The sequence below is a fragment of the Actinacidiphila sp. bgisy145 genome (assembly GCF_057708125.1).
Genome location: NZ_JBYIRL010000006.1, coordinates 215,083 through 233,964, shown reverse-complemented (window position 1 = coordinate 233,964; position 18,882 = coordinate 215,083). Strand labels below are relative to the sequence as shown.

Genomic DNA, 18,882 nt, shown 5'->3' with positions numbered 1-18,882 from the left:
CGCGCCCCCCGCCGCGCTCGGCTGCTGGCGGGCCGGCGCGGTCTGCCTGCCCCTCGACCCCGCCGAGGACCCGGCGCTGCTCGCGCGACGGGCCCGGCAGGCCGGCGCGAAGGCCGTCGTCACCGGGCCGGGGCTGCACCTGCCCGCCGACGCGGACCCGCCCCCGGTCCTTCCGCTGCCCGCGCCCGCCGCCGGGAAGTCCACCGCACCCGGCGACGCGTCCGGCGCGGCACCCGCCCCGGACACCACCGCCGGCCTGCTGCCCGCCGACGAGGACGCCGGGCGCCCGGCCGGCACCGCCCTGAGCCACGCGGCCCTCGCCGCCACCGCCGCCGACCTCGCCCGCGAACTCGGCGTCCGGCCCGGCACCTGCGTGCTCAGCCTCGCCCGCCCCGGCACCGCGGAAGCGCTCCTGGACACCGCGCTGGCCCTGACCACCGGCGGCCGCCTCGTCACCGCCCCCGAGCAGGCCCGCGGCGACGCCGACGCCCTGCACGCGGTCGCCCAGCAGCACACGGCCGGCGTCCTCGTCGTCCCCCCGGGCACCCCGCCCGCCCTGCTGGAGGACCTGGGCGGCCGGCTGCCCGGCCTGACCGTGCTCGCCGCGGGCGACGACCTGTCCCCCCGGGCCGTGCAGGAACTCCTCGCCGCGGACTGCCGGCTGTACACCGGCTACAGCACCCCGCAGAGCGCCGGCTGGGCCCTGCTGGGCCGGGTCACCACCCCCGACGGCACCCGCGGCGGCCGGCCGGTCGCCGGCACCCGGGCCTTCGTCGCCGCCCCCGACGGACGCGAACTGCCCGTCGGCGTACGCGGCGAACTGTGCCTCGTACGCGCCGGAACAGCCCCCGGCGAAGCCGGCGAACCGCGCCACCGCACCGGCCGGACCGCCCAGTGGCAGCCGGACGCCACCCTCACCTGGCACCCCCGCACCGCACCCGGCGCGGCTACCGCCACCGAACCCGCCGAAGGCGCCGCGGCCGACGACCCGCTCGTCGCCGACCTCGTCGGCATCTACCGGGAACTCCTGGGCGCCGACGCCGACGCCACCGCGCACACCCACTTCTTCGACGCCGGCGGCCACTCGCTGCTCGCCGCCGTGCTGACACAGAAGGTCGAGGACCTCACCGGCACCGCGCTCCAACTGCGCGACGTGTTCGACCACCCGACCCCCGCAGCCCTCGCCGCGAGGGTACGCGGATGACCCGGAACCAGCGGGCCGCCGGACCCGGCACCGGCCGGCCGGAACCGGGCCCACCGACCCCAGGGAAGAGACCATGAGCACAGCTTTCGATGAGCACCGGCTCGCCGTCGTCGGCGCCGGCGTGATGGGCACGAACATCTCGGCACTGGCCCTCGGCCACGGCGTCGACGTCGTCCTGGTCGAGGTGGACGAGACCGCGCTCGACCGGGCCCGCGGCACCGTACGGCAGAAGCTGCGGCACGCCCAGCTGATGGGCGTCCTGCCCGAGGGCCGCCCGCAGGGCACCCTCACCACCACCGCGTCGCTCGACGACATCGTGGATGCCCACACCGTCGTCGAGGCCGTCACCGAGGTCGCCGACGTCAAGAAGGAGGTGCTCAGCGCCGCCTCCAAACTCGTCGCGCCCGGCACCACCCTGATCTCCAACACCTCCTGCATCCCCATCGACGAGATGGCCGAGTGGACCGCGCGCCCCGAGGACCTGCTCGGCGTGCACTTCATGAACCCCTCGTACATGATCAAGATGGTGGAGGTCATCCGCGGCCCGCGGACCTCCCCCGCCGTCCTGGAACGCGCCACCGACCTGCTCGCGCTGCTCGGCCGGGAGTCCCTCGTCATCGAGGACTCCGCCGGCTTCGTGATCAACCGCCTGCTGCACCCGCTGATCAACACCGCGGCCATGCTCGTCCAGGAAGGCGTGGCGTCCGTCGAGACCGTCGACCGCCTGCTGGAAGGCTGCCTCGGCCACTCCACCGGCCCGCTGCGCACCGGCGACCTCATCGGCCTGGAGAACCTCGTCGACTCCCTCAACGTGCTCTACGAGCGCCGCGGCGACGAGAGCTGCCGCCCCTGTGACCTGCTGCTCGCCAAGGTGCGCGACGGCGACCTCGGCCGGAAGACCGGCCGCGGCTTCTACGACTACGGAAAGGTCGCGTCATGACCACCGAACGCGAAACCACCACGCTCACCGCCGAGACCCTCCACAAGGAGCTCCTCGACTTCCTCTCCGAGCGCATCCAGACCACCGTCGAACTCGACCAGGACCTGTTCTCCTCCGGCCTGGTCTCCTCCATGTTCGCCATGCAACTCGTCGTCCACCTCGAGGAGGCGTACGACATCGCCATCGTCGGCGGCGACCTCAAGCTGGACAACTTCCGCACCGTGCAGAGCATGACGGACCTGGTGCTGCGCCTGCAGGGCAGCGCGGAGACGGACTGAGATGCCCGCGACCCTGACCGACGAGCAGGCCCTGGTCACCAGCCTCGTGGGTGACCGGGCGGCCGGCTGGGACGTCGCCGGCGAACTGCCCGTCGACGTGCTGCGCACCCTGGGCAGCCGCGGCCTGCTCTGCGCCCAGGTCCCCACCCGCTTCGGCGGCCTGGGCCTGAGCAGCGCCGACAACGGCGAGTTCACCGCCCACGTCGGCAGCCTGTGCAGCTCCCTGCGGTCCGTGATGACCTCCCAGGGCATCGTCGCCTGGACCGTCCAGCGCTTCGGCGACCGCGAGCAGCGGCGCGCCCTGCTGGCCGAACTGACCGGCGGGAAACTCACCGCGGTCGGCTTCAGCGAACCGGGCGCCGGCAGCGACCTGGCGGCCATGCGGACCAGGATCAAGGCCGACGGCGACGGGTTCGTCGTCGACGGCGCGAAGAAGTGGGTCACCGGCACCCGTTACGCCGACTTCGTGCTGATCGTCGGCCGCTACGGCGACAGCGACGGCGCGGCCGCCGCCGTCGTCCCCGTCGACGCCCCCGGCGTCCACATCGACCCGGTCCCGCACCCGATGGGCTGCCGCGCCGCCGGCCACGCCGACATCCGCCTCGACCAGGTCCGGCTGCCCGCCTCGCACATCCTCGGCGGCGGCGGACAGCCGCTGTCGATGCTGTTCACCACCGCGCTGTCCTACGGGCGGATGTCCATCGGCTGGGGCTGCGTCGGCATCCTGCGGGCCTGCCTGGCCGCCGCCGGCCGCCACGTGCAGCAGCGGCACCAGGGCGACGTGGCACTCGCCGAGCACCAACTGGTCCGCGGCCACCTCGCCGACATGCTCGTCGCCGAACAGGTCGCCCTGCGCGCCTGCGAGCACGCCAGCCGGCAGTGGGACGCCGCCGCCCCCGACATGGGCACCATGGCCGTCCTCGCCAAGCACGTCAGCGCCGAACACGCCGCACGCGCCGCCGCCACCGCCGTCCAACTGCTTGGCTCCACCGGCGCCTCCGACGGCCACGTGGTGGCCCGCGCCTTCCGAGACGCCAAGCTCATGGAACTGATCGAGGGCAGCAACGAGATCTGCCGGCTGATCCTCGCCGACCACGTCCTTTCCACCACGAAGACCGGCTGAGCACCCGCCCGGCCCCGCCCCACCCCGCGCACGTACCGCCGTCCGCGCCCGCCCGTTACCACCCTCGGCTCGCGTCCGCGGGTGCGCGACACCCCGACGCGAGCCAAGCCCGTAGGAGAACCCGTGGCCGACAAGCCCACCCTCGTGAAGTGCCTGGTCTGGGACCTGGACAACACCGTCTGGGACGGCACCCTGCTGGAGGACCCGAGCGTCGAACCGTTCCCAGGCATCCTCGACACCCTGGTCGAACTGGACTCCCGCGGCATCCTGCACTCGGTGTCCAGCAAGAACGACCACGACCTGGCCTGGAAGCGGCTGGAGGAACTGGGCCTGGCCGAGTACTTCGTGCACCCGCGGATCGGCTGGGGCCCCAAGTCCGACGCGGTCCGCGAGATCGCCGAACGCCTCAACTTCGCCGAGAAGACCATCGCGTTCATCGACGACCAGCCCGCCGAGCGCGCCGAGGTCACCTACGCCGCCCCCGACGTCCGCTGCTACCCCGCCGACCAGGCCACCTCACTCCCCGGACGGCCCGAGTTCAGCCCGGAGACCATCACCGTCGACTCCCGCCGCCGCCGCGAGATGTACCAGGCCGGCGCCCGCCGGGAAGCCGAGAAGGAGACCTTCAAGGGCCCCGACGAGGACTTCCTGCGCAGCCTCGACCTGGTCATGGAGATCAAGCGCGCCGACCAGGAGGACATCTCCCGCGTCGAGGAACTCACCCTGCGCACCAGCCAGATGAACGCCACCGGCGTCCACTACTCCGACGCCGCACTGCGCGCCCTGCTGGCCGACCCCGACCACGAGGTGCTCACCGTCACCCTCACCGACCGCTTCGGCCCGCACGGCGCGGTCGGCGTACTCCTGCTGGAGCGCCACCCCGAACTGTGGCACCTCAAGCTGCTCGCCACCTCCTGCCGGGTGGTCAGCTTCGGCGCCGGCGCGGTCATCCTCAACTGGCTCATCGACCAGGCCGCCCGGGCCGGCGTCCACCTCGCCGCCGACTTCCGGCGCACCGACCGCAACCGCATGATGGACATCGCCTACCGCTTCGCCGGCTTCGCCGACGACCCCTGCGCCTGCCTCGCCGTGCTCGGCGAACCCGCCGCGGAGGGCGTCCAGCAGCTCCACCTGCACGCCGAGCGCCGCGACGCCCCGACCACGATGCGGCTCACCGCCCCCGAACTGGCCGCCGCGGCAGGCGAGAAGGACCCGGTCGGCTGACGCCCACCGCCCCGCACGCCCTCCCGCCCCGCCTCCTCCCCGTCGCAGCCCCCAGGTCCTCCGGCCGCCACCGCGGCCGGAAGACCGGCGGGCAGGCACCGTAGCCGACTTCCGGAATACCGAGGGACTTGTGAACGAGACCGAGCCGGTCCTGAAGGACACCGCCGCATCCGACCCGGAGCCGCTGGCGATCGTCGGTATGGGCTGCCGCTATCCCGGCCGCGTCCGTTCACCCGAGGACCTGTGGCAGCTGCTGGCCGACGGCGGACAGGCACTCTCCGGCTTCCCCGCGGACCGGAACTGGCACACCGACACCCTCTTCGACCAGGACCCGGACGGCACCGGCACCACCTACCTCACCCGCGGCGGGTTCCTCGACGACATCGCCGGCTTCGACGCGGGCTTCTTCGGCATCCCCCCGCGCGAGGCACAGGCCATGGACCCGCAGCAGCGCCTGCTGCTGGAGGTCTCCTGGGAGGCACTGGAAAGCGCCGCCCTCCTCCCGGCCGACCTCCGCGGCTCCCGCACCGGCGTGTTCGTCGGCGCCGAACCCAGGGAGTACGGCCCCCGCCTGCGCAGCGCACCCGGCACCGCCAAGGGCCACCTGTTCACCGGCACCTCGCCCGGCGTCATGTCCGGCCGCCTCTCCTACCTCCTCGGCCTGCACGGCCCCTCACTCACCGTCGACACCTCCGCCTCCAGCTCCCTGGTCGCCCTCCACCTCGCCGCCCAGGCCCTGCGGACCGGCGACTGCGCGATGGCACTGGCCGGCGGCGTGTCCGTGATGTCCACCCCGCAGAACTTCGTCGCGTTCAGCGGACTGCGCGCCCTGTCCGCCGACGGCGTGTGCCGCCCCTTCTCCGCCGCCGCCGACGGCACCGTGTGGTCCGAAGGCGTCGGCGTACTCGTCCTGGAGCGGCTGTCGGACGCGCGGCGCAACGGCCACACCGTGCTGGCCGTGCTGCGCGGCTCCGCCATCAACTCCGACGGCACCGGCGAGGGCCTGACCGTCCCCAACGGCACCGCCCAGCAGGCCGTCATCCGCCGCGCCCTGGCCGACGCGCGCCTCACCCCCGCCGACGTGGACGCCGTCGAAGCGCACGGCACGGGCACCAGGTTGGGCGACCCGATCGAGGCGCAGGCGCTGCTGGCGACCTACGGGCAGGACCGTCCCGAGGGGCGGCCGCTGTGGCTGGGGTCGGTCAAGTCCAACATCGGCCACGCGCAGGCCGCGGCCGGAGTCGCCGGCGTCATCAAGACCGTGCTCGCCCTACGGCACGGCGAACTCCCCGCGACGCTCCACGCCGACGAACCGACGCCCCGCGTGGACTGGGCGTCCGGCGGGGTGCGGCTGCTCACCGCGCCGGTCCCGTGGCCGGCCGGCTCCCGCACCCGCCGCGCCGCTGTCTCCGGCTTCGGCCTCGGCGGCACCAACGTCCACGTGGTGCTGGAGGAGGCCCCGGCGACCACGGGCCCGGCGGACGAAGGCAACGCGCCCGCTGCGCCGCGGGTCGTCTCCGGTGCGCGGGCGTGGGTCGTCAGCGCTCGTTCTGCGGCGGGGTTGGCCGCGCAGGCGGAGCGGTTGCGGGAGTGGGTCGACGGGCGTCCGGGTCTCGAACCGGCGGATGTGGCGTGGTCGTTGGCGGCGAGCCGGTCGGTGTTCGAGCACCGGGCGGTGGTGGTCGGTGGTGACCGGGCCGCGTTGGTGGGCGGGTTGGAGAGCCTTGCCGCGGGTGTCCCGGCAGGCGCGGTCGCCTCTGGCCGGGCCCGTTCGGCGGCGCGTCCGGTGTTCGCGTTCGCGGGTCAGGGGTCGCAGTGGGTGGGGATGGGGCGTGAATTGGCGGGTGTGTCGCCGGTGTTCGCGGCGCGCCTTGCGGAGTGTGCGGTGGCGTTGGCGCCGTATGTGGAGTGGTCGCTGCATGACGTGTTGGCGGGTGCGGAGGGTGCTCCGGCGCTTGAGGCGGCTGATGTGGTGCAGCCGGCGTTGTGGGCGGTGATGGTGTCGCTGGCCGCGGTCTGGGAAGCCGCCGGGGTCGCGCCCGAGGCTGTCGTGGGGCATTCGCAGGGTGAGATCGCGGCGGCGACGGTGGCGGGGATGCTGTCGTTGGAGGACGGTGCGCGGGTGGTGGCGTTGCGGTCGCAGTCGTTGAAGGTGTTGGCGGGTGCGGGCGGGATGCTGTCGGTGAGCCGGTCCGCGGGCGAGGTCGAGGAGCGGTTGGTCCGGTTCGGGGAGAGCGTGGCTCTGGCGGCGGTCAATGGGCCTTCGGCGGTGGTGGTGTCGGGTGAGCCCGCAGCTCTGGAGGAGTTGAAGGCGGAGTTCGAGGCCGAGGGCACCCGTGCCCGGATGGTGGCGGTGGACTACGCGTCCCACTCGGCGCAGGTGGACCGCCTGGAGGACGAGATCACCTCGGTCCTGGCCGGGATCACCCCCCGTCGGGGCCGGGTTCCGATGGTGTCCGCGATGACCGGGGAGACCCTGACCGGCGAGGAGTTGGACGCTGGTTACTGGTTCCGCAGCCTCCGCGCGACGGTCCACTTCGACCGCGCCGTGCGGACGTTGGCGGGCCGCGGCCACCAGCTCTTCGTAGAAGTGACCCCGCATCCCGTCTTGATGGGTGCCATGAACGACACCCTCGAAGAGGTCGCACGGGAAGCGGGCCCGGGGGTGGTGCCGGGCGCGGTGTGTGCGACGTTGCGGCGGGACGAGGGCGGCGCCGTACGGCTGCTGACCTCGCTGGCTGAGGCGTACGTCCACGGCGCCGGCGTGGACTGGACGTCGGTGCTGCCCGCCGGCGACATGGTCGAGCTGCCGACCTACGCTTTCCAGCACGAACGCTACTGGCTCGACGCCGAGCCGTCCTCGCCCGCGGCCGAACTCCCCCCGACCGGGCTCGACGCCCACCCCGTCGCCGACCCCGCGCCCGACGGCCTGCGCGGGCAGCTCGCCGGGCGGCCCCGGCCCCAACAGGAGCAGTTCGTCCTGGACCTGGTCAGGAACCAGGCCGCCGCGGTGCTGGGACACGGCTCGCCCGACGCCCTCGACCCGGCGCGCACGTTCAAGGAGCTGGGCTTCGACTCCGTCACCGGCGTCGACCTGCGCAACCGGCTGAGCGGCGCGGCGGCGCTCCGGCTGCCCACCACGCTGATCTACGACCACCCGACGCCGCTCCTGCTCTCGGCGTTCCTGCGCGGAGAGGCGCTGGGCGGCAGCGGTGCGGACGGTCCCGCTGACCCCGGCCCGACCCGGACCGGGACCGGGACCGACGAGCCGATCGCGATCGTGGCGATGAGCTGCCGCCTGCCCGGTGACGTCAGCACTCCCGAGCAGCTGTGGGACCTGCTGGCCGCCGGCGGCGACGCGGTCGGGGAACTCCCCGGCGACCGCGGCTGGGACCTCGCCCCGCCGCCCGGTTCGTCCGAGGACCGCTCCCTCGCGTCCGCCACCCGCGGCGGCGGATTCCTCACCGCGGCCGCCGAGTTCGACGCGGAGTTCTTCGGGATCAGCCCGCGTGAGGCGCTGGCCATGGACCCGCAGCAGCGGCTGCTGCTCGAACTGTCCTGGGAGGCCCTGGAGCGCGCGGGCATCGACCCGTCCGCGTTGCGGGGCACTGCGACCGGCGTTTTCGCGGGTGCCTCCGCGTCCGGGTACGGCGCCGACGCGCCCGAGGAACTCGAAGGCCACCTCCAGCCGGGCGTCACACCGAGCGTGATATCCGGCCGGGTCGCCTACACCTTGGGCCTCGAAGGCCCCGCCCTGACGGTGGACACGGCGTGCTCGTCCTCCCTGGTGGCGCTGCACCTGGCCGCCCGGTCCCTGCGCTCCGGCGAGTGCACGCTGGCCCTCGCCGGGGGCGTCACCGTGCACGCCACCACGTCCTGGCTGAACTGGTTCCGCCGTCAGCGGGGACTGGCCGCCGACGGGCGCTGCAAGGCGTACGGGGACCAGGCCGACGGCATGGGCATGGCCGAAGGCGCCGGCCTCCTGGTCCTCGAGCGGTTGTCGGACGCGCGGCGGAACGGGCACCACGTGCTGGCGGTGGTGCGGGGGAGTGCGGTCAATCAGGATGGCGCGTCGAACGGTCTGACGGCGCCCAACGGCCCGTCTCAACAGCGCGTCATCCGGGCGGCGTTGGCGGACGCGGGCCTCACGTCGGCCGATGTGGACGTGGTGGAGGGGCACGGCACCGGTACGGCGTTGGGTGACCCGATCGAGGCGCAGGCGCTGCTGGCGGCCTACGGTCAGGACCGTCCGGACGACCGGCCGTTGCTGTTGGGTTCCGTGAAGTCGAACATCGGGCACACGCAGTCGGCGGCGGGCGTGGCGGGCGTGATCAAGCTCGTCCTAGCGCTCCGGCACGGGCTGGTCCCGCGGACCCTGCACGCCGACACCCCGTCCTCGCATGTGGATTGGGACGCGGGCGCGGTGCGTCTCGCGACCGACTCCGTGCCGTGGCCGGAGTCGGCGGACCGCCCTCGGCGCGCTGGCGTCTCCTCGTTCGGCATCTCCGGTACGAACGCGCACGTGATCGTGGAGCAGGCTCCGGCCGAGGCCGCGGTGGAGGCTGCGCCGTCTGGTGGGGTGGGGTTGCCGGTGGTGCCGTGGGTGGTGTCGGGTCGGTCGGTTGAGGGGTTGGCGGGTCAGGTGGGGCGGTTGTTGGAGTTTGTGGGGGAGGGGCGCGGGCGGGCCGATGTGGTGGATGTGGGGTGGTCGTTGGTGTCGTCGCGTGCGGTGTTGGAGCACCGTGCGGTGGTGCTCGGGGTGGACGGGGCGGAGTTGTGTGCAGGGTTGGGCGCGTTGGCGGAGGGGGCCGAGGGGCCTGGTGTGGTCAGTGGTGTGTCTGGTGGTGTGGGTCGGTTGGGGTTGGTGTTTACGGGTCAGGGTGCGCAGCGGGTGGGGATGGGTCAGGGGTTGTATGGGGCGTTTCCGGTGTTTGCGGAGGCGTTTGATGAGGTGTGTGGGGTGTTGTCGGGTCTGGTGGGTGGGTCGGTGGGTGCGGTGGTGCGGGGTGAGGGCGAGGAATCGTGGCTGGGTGGGGGTGATGTGAATGAGACGGTGTGGGCGCAGTGCGGGTTGTTCGCGGTTGAGGTGGCGTTGTTCCGTCTGTTGGAGTCGTGGGGTGTGGTCCCGCAGGTCGTCGGCGGTCATTCGATCGGTGAGTTGGCGGCGGCTTATGTGGCGGGGGTGTGGTCGTTGGGGGATGCGTGTCGGGTGGTGGCGGCGCGGGGTCGGTTGATGCAGGGGTTGCCGTCGGGTGGGGCGATGGTGGCGGTGGAGGCGTCGGAGGTGGAGGTGCTTGAAGCCCTGGCGGGCCGTGCCGGTGTGGGGGTTGCGGCGGTGAATGGTCCGCGTGCGGTGGTGGTGTCGGGGGTGGAGGACGAAGTGCTGGCGGTCGCGGGGGTGTTGGCGGCGAGGGGTGCGCGGACGCGGCGGTTGCGGGTGTCGCATGCGTTTCATTCGCCGTTGATGGAGCCGATGTTGGCGGAGTTCGGCGAGGTCGTCGCGAGTGTGGAGAGCCGGCGTCCGCGCCTGGTGATGGTGTCGGGGCTGACGGGTGGTGTGGTGTCGGAGGAGGTCACCGACGCCTCCTACTGGGTGCGGCATGTGCGTGACGGCGTGCGGTTCGCGGACGCGGTGGAGGCGATGCGCGCCGCCGGAGTAGGGACGTTTGTCGAGGTCGGTCCCGATGGTGTGTTGTCGGGTCTCGGGCCGCTGACGCGAACGGAAGACGCGGACGACTCCGACGTGGTGGAGTCGTGGACGCCGGTTCTGCGGCGCGGCCGGGATGAACCGCGGGCGCTGCTGACGGCGTTGGCGAAGGTGTTCGTCCGCGGGGTCCCGGTGGCCTGGGAGAAGGTCTACGCGGGGACGGGCGCGCGTCGGGTGGACCTGCCGACGTATGCGTTCCAGCGTCGCCGCTACTGGCTGAACCCGGCCACCAGCAGCCGCGCCGAGGACCTCGGGTTGGCGGGTCCCGGGCACGCGCTGCTGGGTGCGTCGGTGGTGTTGCCGGCGAGCGGTGGTGTGGTGCTGACCGGGCGGTTGGCGCTGTCGTCGCAGCCGTGGCTGGCCGATCACGCGGTGGCCGGTCGGACGGTCGTGCCGGGTGCGGCGCTGGTGGAGATGGTGGTGCGGGCCGGTGACGAGGTGGGGTGCTCCCGTGTCGAGGAGCTGCTGAGCGAAGCCCCGCTCGTGCTGCCCGCGCACAGCGGGGTACGGGTCCAGGTGACGGTGGCGGAGCCGGACGACACCGGACGCCGTACCGTCACGGTCCACGCACAGGACGAGGCTGCCCCGGCCGAGGGCGAGTGGACCCGGCTCGCGAGCGGCGTGCTCGCCCGCTCCGGTGAGATCCCCGCGGCAGGGGAAGCGGCTCCGTGGCCGCCGTCCGACGCCGAGCCCGTCGAACTGGAGTCCCTCTACCCGGAGTTGGCGGCGCGCGGCCTGAGCTACGGGCCGGTGTTCCAGGGGCTGCGCGGCGCCTGGCGCAAGGGCGCGGAACTCTACGCCAAGATCGCGTTGCCGGAGGACGTGAGCACGGCCGGGTTCGGCCTGCACCCGGCGCTGCTCGACTCCGCGCTGCACGCGATCGTCGGCGCGGGGAACCGTACCGCCGGGCTGGAGGTGCCGTTCGCCTGGCGGGACGTCGAGCTGTACGCGACGGGTGCCAGGGCGGCCCGCGTCCGGATCGCACCGGAGGCCGACGGCGAAGGGGACGCCCTGACCCTGGCGGACAGCGACGGAACCCTGATCGCCCGCGTCGGCGGTGTCACCCTGCGCCCGTTCAAGGCCCCCGCCCTCGCCCCCGCCCCCGCAACGGACCACGGGCTGTACGGCGTCGAGTGGGCGCCCGCGAGCCTTCCTGACCAGGCCCCGGAACCGGCCGGTGGGCGCTGGGCGGTGATCGGCGGCGCGGACGCCGTACCCGCGCTGCCGGAAGCCGCCGCGTACCCCGATGTCGCGGCGCTGGCGGCGGCCGTCGCCGCAGGCGCGCAGGTCCCGGAGACCGTCGTGGCCCTGGCCCGGGCGGCAGTTGAGCCCCAGGACGAGGGCACGGCCCAGACCGCCCGCCGCGCCGCCGCGGACGCCCTGGCGCTGGTGCGGCAGTGGCTGGCGGCCGACGCGCTGTCCGGCGCCCGGCTGCTGCTGGTCACCCGGCGCGCGGTGGACGCGGGGCCCGAGGTACCCGTGGACCTCGCCGCCGCCACGGTTTGGGGCCTGGTGCGGGTCGCGCAGACGGAGCACCCGGGCCGGATACTGCTGGCGGACGTCGACGAGGCCACCGGCGGGGCGACGGTCGAGGCCCTGCGGACCGCCGCGGCCCTGGAACTCCCGCAGTGCGCGGTGCGGGACGGCCGGACACGCGTGCCGCGGCTTGCCCGTACGGCGGCCGCGCTGCCGCCCGCCGAAGCGGAGCGCAGCCGCCCGGGCACCGTGCTCGTGACCGGCGCCTCCGGCGCGCTGGGCCGGCTGGTCGCCCGGCACCTCGCGGAGAGCGGTCAGGCCGAGCACCTGGTGCTGCTCTCCCGCCGCGGCGGCGACGCCCCCGGCATGTCCGACCTCGTCTCCGCCCTCCATGAGGCGGGCGCGCGGACCACCGTCGCCGCATGCGACGCGGCGGACCGCGACCGCCTCGCCGAGGTCCTGCACGGCCTGCCGCTGACCGGGGTGGTGCACGCCGCCGGGGTACTGGACGACGGGCTGGTGTCCGCACTGACCCCGGACCGGCTGGAGTCGGTCCTGCGGCCGAAGGTGGACGCGGCCTGGAACCTGCACGAGCTGACCCGCGACCTGGACCTCGACACCTTCGTGCTGTTCTCCTCGATCGCGGGCGTGCTCGGCAACGCCGGGCAGGCCAACTACGCGGCGGGCAACACCTTCCTGGACGCACTGGCCGCGTACCGGCACCGGCAGGGCCTGCCCGCGGTGTCGCTGGCCTGGGGCCCGTGGGAGGACGGGATGGCCGGCGCGCTGAGCGACGTGGACCGGCTCCGGATGGCCCGGCAGGGGCTGCGCCCGCTGTCCGCGCCGGACGGCCTGACCCTCCTGGACGGCGCGCCCCGCACCGGTCACGCCTTGCTGGTCGCCGCCGCACTGGACCTGGCCGCGCTGCGGGGCGCGGGCGAGGTCCCGCCGTTGCTGGCCGGCCTGCTGCCGCAGACGCGCCACGGCCTTGCCCCCACCCGTCGCACCGCCGCCGCCCTGGCCGCCGGCGGCCGGAGCGCGCTGGCCGCACGGCTCGCCGGACTCGGCCCCGACGAGCGGACCGAGGCCGTCCTCCGGATCGTCGCCACCCAGGCCGCGCTGGTGCTGGGGATGGCCGGCCCCGAGGCCGTCGACACCCGGCGCTCGTTCCGCGACGTCGGCTTCGACTCGCTGACCTCCGTCGAACTGCGCAACCGGTTGAACACCGCGACCGGCCTGCGGCTGCCGGCCACCGCGGTCTTCGACCACCCCACCCCGGCCGCACTGGCCCACCGCGTACGGGCGGAGTTGCTCGGCGAGGACGAAGAGGGCGGCGGGGACGGCGGGGACGGCAAGGTCACGGCTGCCTACCCGAACACGTCCGGCGCGGTGACCCGCGCCGTGCCCGCGGAGGACGATCCCGCCGTCATCGTCGGGATGGCGTGCCGGTTCCCGGGCGGGGTGGCCTCGCCCGGCGACCTGTGGCGGCTGCTGGAGGCGCGCGGCGACGGCATCGGCCCCTTCCCCGCGGACCGCGGCTGGCCGACGGACCTGGTGGACCCCGACCCGGACGCCCTGGGCAAGTCCGTCTCGGGCGAGGGCGGGTTCCTCTACGGCGCCGCGGACTTCGACGCGGAGTTCTTCGGCGTCAGCCCGCGGGAAGCGGTCGCGATGGACCCGCAGCAGCGGCTGCTGCTGGAGACGTCGTGGGAGGCGCTGGAGGACGCGGGCATCGACCCGACCGGCCTGCGGGGCAGCGCCACCGGCGTGTTCGCGGGGCTCTTCTACCACGACTACCTGCCCTGGCACGCGGTCCCGCAGGAGGTCGAAGGCTACCTGGGTACCGGCAGCACAGGCTCCGTGGCATCCGGCCGGGTGGCGTACTCGCTGGGCCTGGAGGGTCCGGCGGTGACGATCGACACGGCGTGCTCGTCGTCGCTGGTGGCGTTGCACCTGGCCGCGCAGTCGCTGCGCTCGGGGGAGAGCACGCTCGCCCTGGCCGGCGGCGTGACGGTGATGTCCACCCCCGGCACCTTCATCGACTTCTCGCGGCAGCGCGGGCTGGCTGCGGACGGGCGCTGCAAGGCGTACGCGGACCGGGCAGACGGCACCGGCTGGGGCGAGGGTGTCGGTGTGCTGGTGGTGGAGCGGTTGTCCGATGCGCGGCGCAACGGGCACCGGGTGCTGGCGGTGGTGCGGGGGAGTGCGGTCAATCAGGATGGCGCGTCGAACGGTCTGACGGCGCCGAACGGTCCGTCTCAACAGCGGGTCATCCGGGCGGCGTTGGCGGACGCGGGGTTGGCGTCGGCTGATGTGGATGTGGTGGAGGGGCACGGTACGGGGACGGCGTTGGGTGACCCGATCGAGGCGCAGGCGTTGTTGGCGACCTACGGTCAGGGCCGTCCGGACGACCGGCCGTTGTTGTTGGGTTCGGTGAAGTCGAACATCGGGCACGCACAGGCCGCCGCGGGGGTGGCGGGCATCATCAAGGTGATTACTGCGATGCAGCACGGGGTGGTGCCTGCAACGCTGCATGCCGAGGTGCCGTCCTCGCATGTGGAGTGGGACGCGGGTGCGGTGGAGTTGGTGACGGAGGCGGTGCCGTGGCCGGAGACGGGCGGGCGGCCGCGTCGTGCGGGGGTGTCGTCCTTCGGGTTCTCCGGTACGAACGCGCACGTGATCGTGGAGCAGGCTCCGGTCGAGGGTGCGGTTGAGGAAGAGCCGACCAGTGGTGTGGGGTTGCCGGTGGTGCCGTGGGTGGTGTCGGGTCGGTCGGTTGAGGGGTTGGCGGGGCAGGCGGGGCGGCTGCGGGGATGGGTGACCGAGCATCCGCACCTTGAGCCTGCGGAAGTCGGGTGGTCGTTGGTGTCGTCGCGTGCGGTGTTGGAGCATCGTGCGGTGGTGCTCGGGGTGGATGGGGCGGAGTTGTGTGCGGGGTTGGGCGCGGTGGCGGAGGGGGCCGAGGCGCCTGGTGTGGTCAGTGGTGTGTCTGGTGGTGTGGGTCGGTTGGGGTTGGTGTTTACGGGTCAGGGTGCGCAGCGGGTGGGGATGGGGCAGGGGTTGTATGGGGCGTTTCCGGTGTTTGCGGAGGCGTTTGATGAGGTGTGTGGGGTGTTGTCGGGTCTGGTGGGTGGGTCGGTGGGTGCGGTGGTACGGGGTGAGGGCGAGGCGTCCTGGCTGGGTGGCGGGGATGTGAACGAGACGGTGTGGGCGCAGTGCGGGTTGTTCGCGGTTGAGGTGGCGCTGTTCCGTCTGCTGGAGTCGTGGGGCATAGCTCCGCAGGTGGTGGGTGGTCATTCGATCGGTGAGTTGGCGGCGGCTTATGTGGCGGGGGTGTGGTCGTTGGGGGATGCGTGTCGGGTGGTGGCGGCGCGGGGTCGGTTGATGCAGGGGTTGCCGTCGGGTGGGGCGATGGTGGCGGTGGAGGCGTCGGAGGTGGAGGTGCGGGAGGCGCTGGCGGGCTTTGCGGGTGTGGGGGTTGCGGCGGTGAATGGTCCGCGTGCGGTGGTGGTGTCGGGGGTGGAGGACGAAGTGCTGGCGGTGGCGGGGGTGTTGGCGGCGAGGGGTGCTCGGACGCGGCGGTTGCGGGTGTCGCATGCGTTTCATTCGCCGTTGATGGAGCCGATGTTGGCGGAGTTCGGCGAGGTCGTCGCGAGTGTGGAGAGCCGGCGTCCGCGCCTGGTGATGGTGTCGGGGCTGACCGGTGGTGTGGTGTCGGAGGAGGTCACCGACGCTTCGTACTGGGTGCGGCACGTGCGTGACGCGGTGCGGTTCGCCGACGCTGTGGAGGCGATGCGCGCCGCCGGCGTAGGGACGTTCGTGGAAGTGGGCCCGGACGGTGTGCTGTCCGCGTTGGGGCCCGCGACGCGAACGGAGGCCGCGGACGCCGCCGTTGAGTCGTGGACGCCGGTTCTGCGGCGCGGCCGGGATGAACCGCGCGCGCTGCTGACGGCGTTGGCGAAAGTGTTCGTCCGGGGCATCCCGGTGGCCTGGGAGAAGGTCTACGCGGGCACCGGCGCCCGCCGGGTGGAGCTGCCGACGTATGCGTTCCAGCGCCGCCGCTACTGGCTCAACCCGACCGCCGACACCGGCACCGACCCGGCCGGGCTCGGCCAGTCCGCCGTGCACCACCCCCTGCTGGGCGCGGCGGTGGTGTTGCCGGCGAGCGGTGGTGTGGTGCTGACTGGGCGGTTGGCGCTGTCGTCGCACCCGTGGCTGGCGGACCACACGGTGGCCGGCCAGACCGTCGTGCCCGGTGCGGCGCTGGTGGAGATGGTGGTGCGGGCCGGTGACGAGGTGGGGTGCTCCCGTGTCGAGGAGCTGCTGAGCGAGGCTCCACTCGTACTGCCCGCGCACAGCGGCGTACGGGTCCAGGTGACGGTGGCGGAGCCGGACGACACCGGCCGCCGTACGGTCACGGTCCACGCCCAGGACGAGGCCGCGCCGCCGGACAGCGAGTGGACCGCGCACGCGAGCGGCGTGCTCGCCCCGCCCGGCGAGGTCCCCGCAGCGGCGGAAGCGGCCCCGTGGCCGCCCTCCGACGCGGAGCCCGTCGAACTGGACGGCGTCTACCCTCAGTTGGCGGAGCACGGCCTCGGTTACGGGCCGGTGTTCCAGGGGCTGCGCGGCGCCTGGCGCAAGGGCGCGGAACTCTACGCCGAGGTCGCGTTGCCGGAGGACGTGGGCGTGGCCGGGTTCGGCCTGCACCCGGCACTGCTCGACGCGGCGCTGCACGTGATCGTCGGCGCGGGGGACCGTACCGGCGGGCTGGAGGTGCCGTTCGCCTGGCGGGACGTCGAGCTGTACGCGACGGGTGCCCGGGCGGCCCGCGTCCGTGTCGTCCCGCGTGAGGACACCGTCGCCTTGACGTTGGAGGACGCCGGCGGGACACCGGTCGCCTCGGTGGGAGCGCTCGTCCTGCGGCCGTTCGACGCGACCGCCGCCGCCGTACTCCCCGAGGGCCTGTACGCGGTGGAGTGGACGCCCGCCGCGGGCACGTCGGGTTCCGGCGCCGGGGAGGGGCCGTGGGCGGTGCTCGGCGAGGAGGTCCCCGGCACGGCGGCCTACCCGGACCTGGCCGCTCTGGTGGCGGCGGTCGAGGCAGGGGCCGAGGCCCCGCGGACCGTCGTGGTGCGCGCCGTACCGGACCCGGCCGCCGGGGACGTGGCCGCGGCCGCCCACCGCACCGCGGCCGACGTCCTGGAACTGGTGCGCGACTGGCCGTTGGTGGACGCGCTGTCCGGCGCGAAGCTGCTGGTGCTGACCGAACGCGCGGTGGACGCCGGGCCCGAGGCGCCGGTGGACGTGGCGGCGGCCCCTGTGTGGGGCCTGGTGCGGGTGGCGCAGGCGGAGAACCCCGGCCGGATTCTGCTGATGGACGTGGACGACACGGCCGTCCCCGACGCCGAACTGGCCGGCTGGCTGCGCGCCGGAGTGGAGCTGGACGAGCCGCAGTGGGCGGTGCGGGGCGGACAGGTCCGGGTGCCAAGGCTCACCCGCGCGGCGTCCGGCGCCGCTGAAGCGCCGGCCGCCGGCGCCGGGAGCCGTGCGGGCACCCTCCTGATCACCGGTGCCTCCGGTGTGCTGGGCGGCCTGGTGGCCCGCCACCTCGCGCGGACCGGGCGGGTCGAGCACCTGGTGCTGGTCTCCCGCAGCGGCGGTGAGGCCCCCGGGCTGCCGCAGCTCCTCGCCGACCTCGACCGCTGCGGCGTCCAGGTCACCGTCGCCGCCTGCGACGCGGGCGACCGCTACCAACTCGCCGACGTGCTCAAGGGCGTGCCGCTGACGGGGGTCGTGCACGCGGCCGGCGTGCTGGACGACGCGCTGCTGGCGACCCTCACGCCCGAGCGGCTGGCGGCGGTGCTGCGGCCGAAGGTCGACGCGGCCTGGAACCTGCACGAGCTGACCCAGGAGATGGGGCTGGAGCTGGACACGTTCGTGCTGTTCTCCTCCATCGCGGGCGTGGTCGGCAATGCCGGTCAGGCCAACTACGCCGCCGGGAACACCTTCCTGGACGCGCTGGCCGCCCACCGCCGGCAGCAGGGCCTGCCCGCCCTCTCGCTGGCCTGGGGCCCCTGGGAGAACGGCATGGCAGGCCGCCTCACCGACGCCGAGCACCGGCGGCTGGCCCGGCAGGGGCTGCTGCCGCTCACCGACGCGCGCGGCCTCGCCGTCCTGGACGCCGCCCTCGGCCGGTCCGAACCGCTGCTGGTGGCCGCCGAGTTGGACCTCGCCGCGCTGCACCGCTCCGGCGAGGTCCCCGCGCTGCTGTCCGGACTGGTGCGCGGCCCGCGCGCCACCGGGACCGCCCACCAGGCCCCCGGCGGCCGGCGCAGCGTCTCCGGCCAGGCCGCGGCGCGGCAGGAGTTCGCCGAGCGGCTGGCCGCGATGGGCCGCGGCGAGGCCGTCGAGACCCTGCGCGACCTCGTCCTGGCGCAGGCCGCCCGGGTCCTGGGCATGTCCGGGCCCGGCCGGCTGGACCCGGAGCGCTCCTTCCGCGACGTCGGCTTCGACTCGCTCACCGCCGTCGAACTCCGCAACCGGCTGAACGAGGCCACCGGACTGCGCCTGCCGCCCACCGCGGTCTTCGACCACCCCAGCCCGGCCGCGCTCGGCGGGCTCCTCGCGGAGGAGATGCTCGGCGCCCCGCCGGAGGAACCCGACGCGCTCGCCGCCCACGCGGGACTCGACGCGGTCGAGGCGTCCCTCGCCGGGCTGATGGCCGACGAGTCCGTACGGACCCGTGTCACGGCCCGGCTCAGGGACCTGCTCGGCGCGCTGGACACCACCGCGGCCGACGGCGACCACGGCAGTTCCTCGGTCGCCGACCGCATCCAGTCGGCCAGCGACGACGACATGTTCGACTTCATCGACAACCAGCTCGGGCTCTGAGTACGTCGCCGTACCACCGTGCGTAGCAAGGAAGGCGTC

6 protein-coding genes are annotated in these 18,882 nt (G+C 74.1%); all 6 read left to right on the top strand.

All coding sequences use genetic code 11. The annotated features are described in order from the left end of the window. The coding region (locus tag AC3ERT_RS08315; RefSeq protein ID WP_435173442.1) for a non-ribosomal peptide synthetase at positions 1 to 1,204 on the top strand (1,204 nt) is incomplete at its 5' end. 73 nt (positions 1,205 to 1,277) lie between these two features. Beyond that, on the top strand, positions 1,278 to 2,144 hold the full coding sequence (locus AC3ERT_RS08310; RefSeq protein WP_335984206.1) for a 3-hydroxyacyl-CoA dehydrogenase family protein: 867 nt from the start codon (positions 1,278 to 1,280) through the stop codon (positions 2,142 to 2,144). Beyond that, complete coding sequence (locus AC3ERT_RS08305; protein ID WP_335984207.1) at positions 2,141 to 2,422, top strand: phosphopantetheine-binding protein; 282 nt, start codon at positions 2,141 to 2,143, stop codon at positions 2,420 to 2,422. The genes AC3ERT_RS08310 and AC3ERT_RS08305 overlap by 4 nt, the downstream gene beginning before the upstream one ends. Before the next feature lies 1 nt (position 2,423). After that, entirely contained in the window at positions 2,424 to 3,545 is a 1,122-nt protein-coding gene (locus AC3ERT_RS08300; protein WP_335984208.1) for an acyl-CoA dehydrogenase family protein, read from the top strand. A 123-nt stretch (positions 3,546 to 3,668) separates the two neighbouring features. Further along, positions 3,669 to 4,769: an HAD-IIIC family phosphatase gene (locus tag AC3ERT_RS08295; RefSeq protein WP_435126780.1), complete on the top strand. Its 1,101-nt coding sequence runs from the start codon at positions 3,669 to 3,671 to the stop codon at positions 4,767 to 4,769. Between the two features lie 130 nt (positions 4,770 to 4,899). Then, the gene (locus AC3ERT_RS08290; RefSeq protein WP_435173440.1) at positions 4,900 to 18,843 is read left to right on the top strand and encodes a type I polyketide synthase; all 13,944 of its coding nucleotides are present in this window, start codon (positions 4,900 to 4,902) and stop codon (positions 18,841 to 18,843) included. The last annotated feature ends 39 nt before the right edge of the window (positions 18,844 to 18,882 follow it).